Raw genomic sequence first — 12,771 nt, forward strand, 5'->3', positions numbered from 1 at the left:
GTACGGACAGGAGGTGACCCCGTGGATCTCGTGCTGCGGGACGTGACCGTGGCCAGGGGCGGCCAGCCGGTCGTCAGGGACGTGACGCTGACCGCCGCGGCGGGGCAGGTCACCGTCCTGCTCGGCCCGAACGGCGCGGGCAAGACCACGCTGCTCGAAGCCGTCTCCGGCGTCGTGCCCGCGGTCAGGGGCGAGATCGTGCTCGGCGGCAGCGTGCTGACCGGCCGGCCGCGCACCCGGCGGGCCAGGCACGGCCTGGCGCACGTGGAGCAGGGCCGCGCCGTGTTCGCCACCCTCACCACGCGCGAGAACCTGGCCCTGGCCGGCGACCCACGACGCGCGCTGGAGCTGTTCCCCGAGCTGGAACGGCGGTTCGACGTACGGGCCGGGCTGCTGTCCGGCGGCGAGCAGCAGATGCTCGTGCTGGCCAGGGCCATCGTGACCGGCCCGGCGGCGCTGCTGCTCGACGAGATGTCGCTCGGCCTGGCCCCCGGCGTCGTACGCCGCCTGCTGCCGGTGATCCGGCGGCTGGCCGACGAGGGCTGCGCGGTGCTGCTGGTCGAGCAGTTCGCGCACGCCGCGCTGGCCCTGGCCGACACCGCGTACGTGCTGGCGCACGGCGCGATCACCTACGGCGGCGACCCCGCGCCGCTGCGCGAGTCCGATGCCGCGCTCAAGCGCGCCTACCTGGGAGACGATTCATGACGGAGGCCGATCTTCTGCTGGTCGACGGGCGGGTGCTGACCATGGACCCGGCGCGGCCGTACGCGACGGGGGTGGCGGTGCGCGGCGGTGAGATCGTGCACGTCGGCGACACCTCAGGCTGGAGCGCGGGCGAGGTGGTGGATCTGCGGGGCCGCGTCGTGCTGCCCGGGATCAACGACTCGCACCTGCACGCCTGTGCCTACGGCCTGACCCGCCCGCCGTTCTGCCTGGACGTGGCGCTCGGGTCGATCGCCGAGGTGCGGGAACGGGTGGCCGAAGCCGTACGCGCCGCGGGTCCCGGCGAGTGGGTGCGCGGGATCGGCTGGAACCCCGGCTACCTGGCCGAGGGCCGGATGCCGTCGAAGACGGACCTGGACGACCTCGCCCCCCACCACCCCGTCCTGCTCCAGGACTTCTCCGGCCACACGACGTGGGCCAACTCCGCGGCGCTGCGCCTGGCCGGGCTGCCGGACGGCGACGGCCTGCTGCACCACGGGGACCAGGACCTGGTGCAGCGCCTGGTGCCCCCGCCCCAGGGCGGCCTGGCACGGGTGCTGCGCGAGGTGGTGGCCGAGCTGAACCGGGCCGGGATCACCAGCTTCACCGAGCCGGGCCTCGGGCCGGGCGGCGGGGCGGCGTTCGCGGGCGGCATGCGGCCGGGGGTGCTGAGCGCGTACGCGGAGCTGGCGCGGGCCGGCGAGCTGACCGCCCGGGTGAGCGTGCTGGGCCTGCCGAGCCCGATGTCGGGCGCCTCGGTCGCCGACACCGAGGCCTACCTCGCCCGCCTGCCGGACGACCTGGACGGCGTGGACGAGCGGCTGGTCCGGCTGCTGGGTGTGAAGGTGTTCGCCGACGGGATCCCGCCCTCGGAGACGGCCTGGATGCGGGAGGCGTACCCGTCGGGCGGGCACGGCTCGCTGTGCACCCACGGCCGGACGGACGCCGAGCGGGTCGCCGAGCTGGACGAGATCCTGCGCCTGGTGCACGTGGCCGGCCTCCAGGCGGGCGTGCACGTGGTGGGCAGCCGGGGCATCGACGCCGTCGTGGACGCGCTGGCCGCCCTGTCCCGCGAGTACCCGAGGGCCGACCCGCGCCACTACGTGATCCACGGCCAGTTCGCCTCCAAGCAGGCGCTGGCCACCCTCGGCGAGCTGGGTTACGGGATCAACCTGCAACCGGTGCTCCAGCACGTCGAGTCGGGCACCACGCGGGAGATGTTCGGCGCGGCGGCGGCCGAGCGGGAGTGGCCGGCGCGCTCGGCCATCGACGCGGGCGTGCTGACCGCGTGCAGCTCGGACGCGCCGGTCACCGCGCCGGACTGGCGGGCGGGCGTGGCCGCCCAGATCGCGCGCGACGGCGAGGGCGTCTCGCTGCGGGAGGCCCTGTCCGCCTATACGATCGCGGGGGCGCGGCAGGACTTCGCCGAGGGCTGGAAGGGCACGCTCACCACGGGCAAGGTGGCCGACCTGTGCGTCAGCGCGGCGACGGCCGACGAGGACGTCACGGCGGCCCCGGTGGACCTGACGGTGTTCGGCGGCCGGATCGTTTGGTCCCGTTCGTGAGCCGCGTACGGCAAGATTGTTAGGTACCGAATATACTTCGGGGCTATGACGGGACACCACACCCTGCGCCACACCGAGGAGGCCATCGGCCAGCGGCTCGGCGAGCTCAACATCGACTTCGAGGCCATGTGGGCGGTGTCGAACATCTACCGCGCCTCCTCGGCCATCCGCAACCATCTGGAGCAGACCGTGCTGCGTGACACGGGCCTGACCTGGACCGGGTTCGTGGTGATGTGGGTGGTGTGGATCTGGGGCGAGAGCGAGACCCGCCACGTCGCCGCCGAGGCGGGAATCTCCAAGGGCACGCTCACGGGTGTGGTCAAGACCCTGGAGTCCTACCGTCACCTGCGGCGCTTCCCGCATCCCACGGACGGCCGCCGGGTCATGCTGGCGCTCACCGCGACCGGCGAGCGCCTGATGCGCGAGCTGTTCCCGGAGTTCAACCGGCAGGAGGCGTTCGTGGTCAAGGAGCTCGACAGCGAGCAGCGGCGCGAGCTGGCCGGTTCGCTCAAGCGCGTGATGGAGCACCTGGAGAGCATCTGACCGGCAGCTCCTTGATGCCGTTGACGAAGTTCGAACGGATCCTGCGCACCTCGCCCGCGAGCTCGATCGACGACAGGCGCGGCAGCAGCTCCTCGAACAACACCCGGATCTCCAGCCTGGCCAGCGCGCCGCCGAGACAGTAGTGCGGGCCGCCCCTGCCGAACGTCAGATGCTCGTCGGCGTCCCTGCCCACGTCGAACCGGTACGGGTCGGGGAAGACGCGTTCGTCCCTGTTACCCGAGGCGTACCACATGACGACCTTGTCGCCGGCGGCGACGCGGCGGCCGTGCAGGGTGACGTCGCGGGTCGCGGTACGGCGGAAGTGGTAGACGGGCGAGGCCCAGCGCAGGAACTCGTCCACGGCGCGCGGCATCAGCGACGGGTCCGCGCGCAGCCGGTCGAGCTGGTCCGGGTGCTCCAGGAGGGCCAGCATGGCGTGCGAGACGGCGTGCCTGGTGGTCTCGTTCCCTGCCACGACCAGCAGCAGGAAGTAGTTGTCGAAGTCGCGCTCCGACATTGGCAGGCCGTCCACGGGCACCTGGTTGACGAGCCTGCTGACCAGGTCCGTGCCGTCGCCGCCACGGCGGCGGGCGGCCAGCTCGCGGCCGTACTCGAAGACCTCCAGGGAGGCCGGGCTACGGAAGGGCAGGTCCTTGAAGCGCTCGCTCGCGTGCAGCCTCTCCGGGTCGGTGTTCTCGATGATCTGGTTGCCCCAGTCGATGAGCCGCTGGGTGTCGGGCACGTCGAGCATGCGGGCCAGGACGTTGATCGGGAAGTCGGCGGCGACCTCCTTGACGAAGTCGAAGTCGCCCTTGGGCAGGGCGGCGTCCAGGGTCGTGGCGGTCAGGCCGCGCAGGAAGACCTCGTAACCGGCCACCGACCTGGCCGAGAAGTCGCGCAGCAACAACCGCCGCAGCGCGTGGTGGCGGGGCCCGTCGGTCTCCAGCAGCGAACGCCGGATCGCGGCCTGCCGCTCGTCCACCTCCTCCAGGTTGGTGAAGCCCTCGGAGGTGAACGTCTCCGGGTCGCGGCCGACGGCCACGATGTCGGCGTGCCGGGTGACCGCCCAGAAGCCCTTGCCGTGCCCGTGCTCGTCCTGCCAGTGGACGGGCGACTGCTCGCGCAGCACGTCGAACATCCGCCACGGGGTCACCCCGTCGGTGAACCTGCCGGGGTCGGCCAGGTCGACGTCGGCCAGGCGCATGGGCGCTCCTTCACAGGTGGTGGGCGTACTCGCGCGGCTCCCAGTTGGTGACGTACCGGGAGAAACGTTCGACCTCATCGGCGATGCCCAGGTAGGGGTTGGCCGAAGCGTCGCCGAGCCGTACCTCCAGCCGGGTGCCCGGCCCGCGCTCGGGCGGCACGCGGAGCATGGCGCTGCGGTTGTCCAGGCCCCACTCGTCCACGCCCGCCGCCACAAGGCGCTCGACGATCTCCTCAGTCACCGCCGCTCCTCTCGTTCGGCCACAAACATTACGGCGACGACTTAGAGCAGACAAGCCTTCCGAGAATCTCGTACGGACCCGAACGAAGTCTGTCGTCCGCGACCCGCGCCTGTCCTGGGCGCGTGGCCCTGTGCGTCATCCCGGTTCCGCGACGGGCCGCGCGGTTACAGTGATCCGGTGAGCACCGACGAGCACGGCCTGGCCATGACCGGCGCGAGCGCCGCCGCCACGCGGCACTACGACCGGGCGATCGACGAGCTGCTGCACTTCCGGTCCGAGGTCGACGCCGAGACGGACGCGGCGCTGGCCGACTCCCCCGGCTTCCCGATGGCCAACGTGCTGGCCGCCTACCTCGGCCTGCTGACCACCGAGGCAGCCGAGGCCCGTACCGCGCGGGACCGGTTCGACGCCTTCCGCCGCCAGGCCGACGAGTCCTCGCTGCTCCCCCGCGAACGCGCCCACGTGGCGGCCGTACGGACGCTGCTCGACGGCGACCTGCCCGCCTGCGGCGCGCTGCTGGCCGAGATCACGACAGCCCACCCGCGCGATGCGGTGGCGCTGGCCGCCGGACACCAGCTCGACTTCTTCACCGGCGACGCCCGCGCGCTGCGCGACCGCGTCGGCGGCGCGCTCACCGCCTGGCACGAGGACGACCCGCACTTCGGCCACCTGCTCGGCATGTACGCCTTCGGCCTGGAGGAGGCCGGCCACTACGACCGCTCGGAGGAGGTCGGCCTGCGGGCCGTCGAGCTGAACCGGCGCGATGTGTGGGGCATCCACGCGGTGGTGCACACCTACGAGATGCAGGGCCGTTTCGGCGAGGGTGTGCGCTACCTCGACGCCCGCCTCGACGACTGGTCCACCGGCACGTTCTTCAACGTCCACACCTGGTGGCACTACGCCCTCTACGCCCTGGAGGCCGGGGACGTGGAGCGGGCGCTGGCCGTGCACGACGCGGTGCTGGGCGGCGGGCGCACGTCCATGGAGCTGCTGGACGCCGCCGCGCTGCTCTGGCGGCTCCTGCTGGAGGGCTCCGACCAGCACGAACGCTGGCAGGCCCTGGCCGACGCCTGGCCGCCGCTGGTGGCCGAGCCGTTCTACGCCTTCAACGACATGCACGCGGTCATGTCGTACGTGGGGGCCGGGCGGATCGGGGAGGCGGAGACGCTGATCGCCTCGCGGGAGGCGTACACGCTGGAGTCCCGGCCCGGGGTCGCCAACGTCGCGATGACGCTGCGGGTGGGGCTGCCGGTGTGCCGGGCCCTGGTGGCGTACGGGCGGGGCGACTTCGGGACGGCGGTCGACCTGCTGTACCCGATCAGGCACCGGGTCAACGAGTTCGGCGGCAGCCACGCCCAGCGGGACGCCGTGCAGAAGACGCTGCTGGAGGCGGCCCTGCGGGGCGGGCGGCACGAGGTGGCCCGGGTGCTGGTGAGCGAACGCGTCAGCGTACGGCCGTGCAGCCCGTTCAACTGGCTCAAGCACGCGGCGCTGGCCGACCGGCTGGGCGACCACGCCACCGCCGCCACCGCCCGCCAGAAGGCCACCACCTTGATCGCCACCGCCTGACCCACCCGTCTCACCACGCCCCCACCCATTCACCACACCCCCACCCCCGGGCGCGCGCCCCTTCTTGGCCCTCCGCCCGTCCACCGCGCGTTCGAACGCGCGGGCGGAAGTGTCGCATGCGCCGAGTAGGGTTCCCCTCATGGATCGGGAACTCACCTTGATGGTCGTCCATGCCCACCCCGACGACGAGTGCCTGAGCACCGGCGGCATCCTCGCCCGCTACGCCGACGAAGGCATCCGCACCGTGCTGGTCACCTGCACCAACGGCGAGCAGGGTGACGACGTCGGCGGCGTCAAACCGGGCGAGGAGGGCCACGACGACGAAAGGGTGGCCGAACGACGGCTGGCCGAGCTGCGCGAGTCCGTCGGACATCTGGGCATCGACCACCTGGAACTGCTCGGCTACCGCGACTCCGGCATGGACGGCTGGGACACCAACCACCACCCCAACGCGTTCGCCAACGTGCCGGTCGAGGCGGCCGACGCCGGGCTGGGCGAGCTGATGGAGCACTACCGCCCGCAGGTGGTCGTGACCTACGACGAGACCGGCGGCGGTGGCTACGGCCACCCTGACCACGTGCAGACCCACCGCATCACGGTGGCCGCCGTCGAGGCGACCGGCATCCCCGACAAGTTCTACTACACGGCGATCCCCCGGGCGTCGATCAAGCGTATGTTCGAGCTGATGCGCGACAGCGGCGTCGACCTGGGCGGCTTCGAGCCGTCCGACGACTTCGGCACCCCCGACGAGCTGGTCACCGCCATCGTCGACGTCACCCCGCAGGTCGAGCGCAAGCTCAAGGCCCTCAAGTCCCACGAGAGCCAGGGCGAGAACATCTTCCTCCTCCGCATGCCCGACGAGGCCCAGCACCAGGCGTTCTCCCACGAGGCGTTCGAACGCAAGCTCAACAAGGTCGACGCCCCCGACCACGAGGAAGACCTCTTCACCGGCCTCCGCCCCTGACACCGGCCTCCTCCGCGCCGACCGTCGGACCGCCGGACCGTACGCCGCTCGCGTCCCCGCGAACGACGACCGGTCCGGCGGTCCGGGTCAGAAGTCGTAGTGGTGGAAGTCGGCGGCCCTGGCCTCCTTCTCCGTGCAGAAGAAGGGCCCGTCGAACGGCGTCACCCCGTAGTCCTCGTCCCCTGGGACGTTGTAGCTCATGCTCGCCGCGAAACCGGTGGCGACGACGGGCAGGCCGCCGCACCTGACCACATGGTAGGGAAAGCGCATCATCGTGCCGATCGACGGCGTGACCGACGCGATCGCGTACGCCGCCACGGCGGCCACCAGGGCGCGCAGCCAGTCCGGCCGGAAGCGCAGCAGGGCGAGCAGGATCAGGCCGACGAGGTAGACCAGCATGAACAACACCAGATACGGCACCGCGAACAACGCCCACGGCCGCCCCCACAACGCGACGACCACCGCCGCCACCCCCAGCGAGGGCAGGCCGACGACGAACGCGGCCAGCCACATGCTCGCTCGGCGAAATGATCTCATGTGTGGTGTGATGATCGGGTTCGCGAGTTGGTTCGACGCCCTCGGATCACACCCTCTGATCACACCCTCTGATCACACCCTCGCCGCCGAGAGTCTTCTAGAGCCAACGCCGTTCAGTTAAGAGAGAGGGCTGTTCGTCAAGACCTGTGAACAAAGGCAGCGGAGCCGCTGTAGAAGAGGTCTGTCACTCCAAGACATCCTCACCACAGGAGCTCCGCTGTTGGAACAGGTTGCCATACAACGAACGGCCGGGGTAGCCGCTGGGGTGTTCGCGCCAGGGCACCTGGGCGAACTGACCCGGATCATCCCGTTCGAGATGGTCGATGCAGTGCTGGCCGAGACCCGTGCGCTCCAGCGCAGGGTCCGGCTGGTACCGGCGCGGGTCACGGTCTACCTGCTACTGGCCGCGGCCATGTTCACCGGGCTGGGCTACCGGCAGGTGTTCGACCGATTGTGCGCCGGGCTGGCGGGCCTGGCACCGGTGCGGCCCAGCGGCAGCGCTCTTCGCCAGGCCCGCCAGCGGCTGGGGCCGGCTCCGATGAAAGCGCTGTTCGACCTGATCAGCGGCCCTGCGGCGACGGCCGCTGCCGCAGGATGGTGGCGAGGACTGCGGGTGGTCGCCGTCGATGGCACCCTGCTACCGGTCCCGGACTGCGCGGCCAACCTCACGGTCTTCACCCGGCAGCGACTCGGCATCGGGATCTCTGGATACCCGCAACTGCGGCTGACCGCGCTGGTGGCCTGCGGGACCCGGTCGGTGATCGCAGCCGTGTTCGGGCCCGCCACCATCGGCGAACGGGACTACGCCCGCCGTCAGGCCACGCATCTGCGGGCCGGGATGCTGCTGCTGGGCGACCGGAACTTCGCCGCCACCGACCTGCTCAACCAGCTGGCCGCCACCGGCGCCGATCTGCTGGTGCGCTGCAAGTCCGGCCGCAACCTGCCCGCCGTGGCCCGCTGCCGGGACGGCTCGATCCTGACCCGGCTCGGCTCGCTGACCGTCCGCGTCATCGACGCCGAGATCACCATCCGCACCGCGGCGGGCACCCGGACCGGCCACTACCGGCTGCTGACCACGCTCACCGACGCCTCCCGCCACCCGGCGGCCGACCTCATCCGGCTCTACCACGAGCGCTGGGAGATCGAGACCACCTACGCGGAGCTGAAGGCCACGATCCTGACCGGACACGTCCTGCGGGCGCGCACTCCCGAGGGCATCGACCAGGAGGTCTGGGCCCTGCTCACCGTCTACCAGGTCTTGCGCACCGCGATGACCGACGCCACCGACAGCGTCCCGGGCACCGACCCGGACCGGGCCGGTTTCACCACCGCCCTGGCCGCCGCCCGCGACCAGCTCATCCTGGCCGCCGGCGTCATCGCCGGCACCGACATCGACCTGGTCGCCACCATCGGCCGTCACGTCCTGGCCCATCTCCTGCCCGCCCGGCGAGTCCGCACCAACGACCGCATCGTCAAACGCGCGATCTCCAAATACAACGCACGCGGACCCGCCATCGACCGGACCACCTACAAAGCCATCATCAGCATGGTGTGCCCCGGGTTGAGTGGAGGTGGATTACTGGATTCTTGTGCCCCTTGATGAGAGGAAAGTGGCATGGGACGACGGGGCTATCCGCCAGATTGGCTCCGTGGAGTCGCTCATGCTCTCAACCGCCCTCTCAATGACCCTTGCGCTGCTCGACCTGCGCAGGGACGGCGACGACCGACCTCCTTCGACGAGCCCATGTCCTGGTCCACGCGGATAGGCGGGGGGCCACCAGAAAGATGTCGACATCTGGGAGGGGCGGCTCTTCCCGATAGGGCTCCGGATCCATGCCCGGATCGTGGCGGACGATCCCTCGGCGATCTATCGCGAGCCTCAAGATCCTGTGATACTCCGCGCATGATACGCGCTGTCATAGCGAGTCTGCTGGCTCTACTCCTGCCCATGATTGTTCTTTCTCGCCCAGCTCAGTCAGCCACTGAAGCTCACATCTTCGGGCCGAACGAAAGGATCGTCAGCGCCTACCAGGCCGGCGACCTGTCGGTCGACGACATGATCAGGTACGGTGTGGCGTCAGTGACCGCACCCGAGAAGGTTCCGGCGCGGCTGCGCCCGACCGGCCCGCTGTCGGCGGGCCCCGAGGCCTATCTCACCTATCTGTCCGCGATGTCGGCGAAAGCCTCCGGCGCCGCCAGGCAGGTGCTGTCACCGCCCGGCCCGCCGAGTAACGAGAACTCCTTCTTCGACTGCACGCACGACGAGCCGTACCAGTTCTTGTTCAAGAAATACCACTGCTGGGCCAACGTCGATAACTTCGTCATCTTCTACAACATCGGCGCCGGCGAGGTGGCTCCCACCCCGGCCGAGCCGAGCGGACGACCGACCGCGATACAGGACATGCTCGACGCCGTCTCCATCTCGGCCAAGACGTATCGCTCGATGGGCTTCGAGATCTCCAACATTCCGGCGGTGCCGCACGCCATCTTCATCGGAACCGACCAGATCTGCGACCCCGTGAAGGAATGGATCTGCTTCTCCAAGATAAAGGCCCCGTTCACACTGCCGATCGGCTACAACTTCCTGCCGACCATCCTGATACCAATCGACCCGTCCGAGCCGATCTCATACGACTATCTTCCGCGCCACGAACTGTTCCACGTGTTCCAGTACTCCTATTGGAAGGCCGGGAAGGTGGCCCTGGCCTACTACCGGCAGTACACCGACACGGACGAGTTCGGGTCGATGAACTGGTGGATGGAGGCGACCGCGGAATGGGCCACCCATCAGACCTACCTCCGTAGCCCTTCGCACGTGCCCTACCCCTCTCAGCGAGACATGTACGCGAGTAAGGTGGGCGCTTTCCTGTCCAAACCCATGCTGGCCCTGAACGCCTGGGACGGCCTGGGCAAACCACGCCAGTACGGCGCATTCTTACTGCCCCTCTACCTGACAGAACAGATCGGCCCCGACTTCGTGCGGAGCACCTGGGAGCACATCCGCAGTGCCGAGTCCTCACCGATCACCGCCATTCGGGCCTCACTCGGCGGGCGTGACCTGAACGTGCTGCTGCACACCTTCGCCATCGCCAACTACCGCCTGGCCGCCCCGCAGTACGGGCTGGAGGCGATGGGCTACCGGGATCCCGACGTCGCCCTGTGGCGAAGCACGCTCGCGGTGGAGGACGGAACCGAAGGGGACTCGCTCGGCGGCGCCCGCCCCATGAGAAGGTCGGAGGCCGCGTTCGTCGGCTACAACCAGGTGGCCAGCGGCCTGCTGTCACCAGGCGGGAGCTCCTACACCGACTTCACGGCCGAGCAGGGGGCGGCGCCCGCCACACTCACGATCAAGGGGTTCAGCGTGCTGCCCGGCCAGCCGGTGCCGCGCGTCACGTGGAGCGTCTTGGTGTGGGCGCAGGCGGGAAAGGGCTCCGGGACGATGCCGGAGTACCCGACGGCGCAATACGTGCGGGCACCCTCCTCCACGGGAGAGGTGCAGATCGAGAACTTCCGCTATCCGATGGTGGCGACACTGGTCAAGACCCGCCTCGATCTGCGAACCTCCACCACGGCCGCGAAGAACGACTCGACCAACCCCATCTGGTCCGTCGACAACTACGTCCCGCTCAAGCGCCGCACCTGCGTCCTGCGCCCGCCCGTGATCGGGCCTCCCCAGCTCGACGCCGCCCCGGTCGACACGTTCAACGCCTACGCCGCCGCCACACCGGACGGCTGGACCGGCGGCGACTCGACCTACTCCATGAGGATGCCCGATGGCCGCACGCTCTGGCTTTTCTCCGACACCTTCCTGGGGCCGCTCAACGCGAACGGCACCAGGCCCACGAGCGCCAAGGTGATCAACAACTCGTTCGTCATTCAGGACGGGAACAAGCTCACCACCGTGCACGGCGGCACGGCCTCGGCGCCCAAGGCGCTCCTACCGCCGCCGGACGACACGCACTGGTACTGGAGCGGCGACGGCTTCATCACCGGCGACCGGCTGCAGGTGATGTTCAACAGGTACCGCAGACAGGGCACCGGCCCGATGCCGTTCGCTTTCGACCAGAACGTGGTCGCCACCTTCTCCCTGAGTGACCTGACCAAGCCGCAGAGCCTCACTACGATGCCCTCGCACGCCGGCGTCGCCTGGGGGTCGGCGATCCTGCCCGCGAGCCGCAGCGGCGACGGCTACACCTACATCTACGGGGTGTCGGACGCCCCCATCAACAAGAAGATGAAGGTCGCTCGCGTCCGGGGCGACGACCTGCGAAACGGCAGATGGCAGTACTACACCTCGTGGGGCTGGACCGAGGTGGAGGAGCACGCCGGGGAAACACTGACCGGCATCGCGAACGAATACAGCGTCACCCCGTGGCAGGGCCAGTTCCTCATGGTCAGCCAGGACAGCACGGAAGCGTTCAGCGGCTTGATCAACGCCTTCACCTCGTGTGATCCGTTCGACGGCTTCACCAACAAGACCTACGTCTACCGGATGCCCGAGCCCGGTCCCCTCGGCAGTTACCTCGACGGCGACATCATCTCCTATAACCCGCACGTGCACTTCGAGCAGAGCACCGAGGACTCGCTGCTGATCTCCTACAACGTCAACAGCATGGACAACCGGGTTCAGGACGACGCCGACCACTATCGCGACCCGGGCATCTACCGGCCGCGCTTCTTCAGGGTGGCGATCCGCTGATCAGCGGTTCACATCCAGACCTGGGAGCGCGACTGCAGCACGAGGCCAACTCCCACACCGACCACTCACGGCATCCGGAGCGTTGCCGCCACTCGTTCAATCACAATTGCTGAGATGACGGATCTTCTCGGCGGCTTCGCCCGGGCTGCGCGGTATAGGCACTGATCCCAATGCCGGGAAGTCAAGGGTGACGGCGGGTATGTCCAGGGGTTCGGCCGATCCCGGGGACATGAGAACGGAGATCCAGCAGAACGGGTGATCTTCCACAATCATCCGTCGAAGAACTGGATCTCCGTTGGGCCGACAGCCTGCCAGGTTCGCCTGTCCCGCCCGCGACATCGTCACGCTCTGTCACCGGCGCTGGGAGATCGAAACGACCTACCTCGAAGTGAGGCCGACCCTCCCGGGCATCCGGGTCCTGCGCGCCCGCACCCGGTGGGCGTCCAGCAGGAAATCTACGATCTCTCGCCCGCCCGACGAGCCCGCATCAGCCCGCGCATCGTCAAGCGCGCGATCTCCAGGCACCGGGCCAAAGGCAACCTCGACCGTACCGACCACCGAGCGGCCATCAACATCGACGTCCTCACCGAACCCCTGTTGACAGCCGCTCAAAGTCCTTAAGGGCTTGCCGATCAATAACATGCTGGGTTGATCTGGTCTGGTGTGAGCGCGCCGATGTCAGTTGCGTGCTGGATGAACTCGGTGGGGGTTGCCAGGCGGAGTCCGGTGGGCTGTGGCGTGTAACCG

Annotated in this window: 10 protein-coding genes; 7 read left to right on the forward strand and 3 right to left on the reverse strand. The window is 69.5% G+C overall.

What is annotated here, in order from left to right:
• Window positions 1–21 precede the first annotated feature (21 nt).
• The 3 genes from DMB42_RS26455 to DMB42_RS26465 are packed head-to-tail and all read left to right on the forward strand — an operon-like array spanning window position 22 to window position 2,810.
• Complete coding sequence (locus DMB42_RS26455; RefSeq protein ID WP_125637698.1) at window positions 22–705, forward strand: ABC transporter ATP-binding protein; 684 nt, start codon at window positions 22–24, stop codon at window positions 703–705.
• Window positions 702–2,267: an amidohydrolase gene (locus tag DMB42_RS26460; RefSeq protein ID WP_125637699.1), complete on the forward strand. Its 1,566-nt coding sequence runs from the start codon at window positions 702–704 to the stop codon at window positions 2,265–2,267. The genes DMB42_RS26455 and DMB42_RS26460 overlap by 4 nt, the downstream gene beginning before the upstream one ends.
• Window positions 2,268–2,312: 45 nt before the next feature.
• A complete protein-coding gene (locus DMB42_RS26465; RefSeq protein ID WP_125637700.1) occupies window positions 2,313–2,810 on the forward strand; it encodes a MarR family winged helix-turn-helix transcriptional regulator in 498 nt (165 codons plus the stop codon).
• Here the strand turns inward: DMB42_RS26465 and DMB42_RS26470 are convergent.
• Window positions 2,776–4,014 carry a cytochrome P450 gene (locus DMB42_RS26470; RefSeq protein ID WP_125637701.1) on the reverse strand — a complete coding sequence of 413 codons (1,239 nt, stop codon included), beginning with the start codon at window positions 4,012–4,014 and terminating at the stop codon, window positions 2,776–2,778. The genes DMB42_RS26465 and DMB42_RS26470 overlap by 35 nt on opposite strands.
• Before the next feature lie 10 nt (window positions 4,015–4,024).
• The gene (locus tag DMB42_RS26475) at window positions 4,025–4,255 is read right to left on the reverse strand and encodes a glutamine synthetase (protein ID WP_260477955.1); all 231 of its coding nucleotides are present in this window, start codon (window positions 4,253–4,255) and stop codon (window positions 4,025–4,027) included.
• Window positions 4,256–4,432: 177 nt separating this feature from the next.
• On the opposite strand from DMB42_RS26475, the gene DMB42_RS26480 reads away from it, so the two are divergent.
• Both DMB42_RS26480 and DMB42_RS26485 read left to right on the forward strand, forming a co-directional pair.
• A complete protein-coding gene (locus DMB42_RS26480; RefSeq protein WP_125637702.1) occupies window positions 4,433–5,824 on the forward strand; it encodes a tetratricopeptide repeat protein in 1,392 nt (463 codons plus the stop codon).
• A gap of 139 nt (window positions 5,825–5,963) precedes the next feature.
• Window positions 5,964–6,788 (forward strand): PIG-L family deacetylase, encoded by an 825-nt coding sequence (locus tag DMB42_RS26485; protein ID WP_125637703.1) that lies wholly within the window; start codon window positions 5,964–5,966, stop codon window positions 6,786–6,788.
• 87 nt (window positions 6,789–6,875) lie between these two features.
• Here DMB42_RS26485 and DMB42_RS26490 read toward each other — a convergent pair whose 3' ends face one another.
• Window positions 6,876–7,325, reverse strand: a complete 450-nt coding sequence (locus tag DMB42_RS26490) for a hypothetical protein (RefSeq protein ID WP_125637704.1) — start codon at window positions 7,323–7,325, stop codon at window positions 6,876–6,878.
• A 265-nt stretch (window positions 7,326–7,590) separates the two neighbouring features.
• Here DMB42_RS26490 and DMB42_RS26495 point away from each other — a divergent pair, with 265 nt between their 5' ends.
• Window positions 7,591–8,925, forward strand: a complete 1,335-nt coding sequence (locus tag DMB42_RS26495) for an IS4 family transposase (protein ID WP_125637705.1) — start codon at window positions 7,591–7,593, stop codon at window positions 8,923–8,925.
• Between the two features lie 480 nt (window positions 8,926–9,405).
• Entirely contained in the window at window positions 9,406–12,024 is a 2,619-nt protein-coding gene (locus DMB42_RS26500; protein WP_125637706.1) for a hypothetical protein, read from the forward strand.
• Window positions 12,025–12,771: the final 747 nt, after the last annotated feature.

It is taken from the genome of Nonomuraea sp. WAC 01424 (assembly GCF_003947315.1).
Classification (GTDB): domain Bacteria; phylum Actinomycetota; class Actinomycetes; order Streptosporangiales; family Streptosporangiaceae; genus Nonomuraea; species Nonomuraea spiralis.

Bases quoted from the DNA above. Each gene is read 5' to 3' on its own strand.
- DMB42_RS26470 (WP_125637701.1), bottom strand. From the start codon at position 4,014: ATGCGCCTGGCCGACGTCGACCTGGCCGACCCCGGCAGGTTCACCGAC.
- DMB42_RS26490 (WP_125637704.1), bottom strand. From the start codon at position 7,325: ATGAGATCATTTCGCCGAGCGAGCATGTGGCTGGCCGCGTTCGTCGTC.
- DMB42_RS26485 (WP_125637703.1), top strand. From the start codon at position 5,964: ATGGATCGGGAACTCACCTTGATGGTCGTCCATGCCCACCCCGACGAC.
- DMB42_RS26465 (WP_125637700.1), top strand. From the start codon at position 2,313: ATGACGGGACACCACACCCTGCGCCACACCGAGGAGGCCATCGGCCAG.
- DMB42_RS26460 (WP_125637699.1), top strand. From the start codon at position 702: ATGACGGAGGCCGATCTTCTGCTGGTCGACGGGCGGGTGCTGACCATG.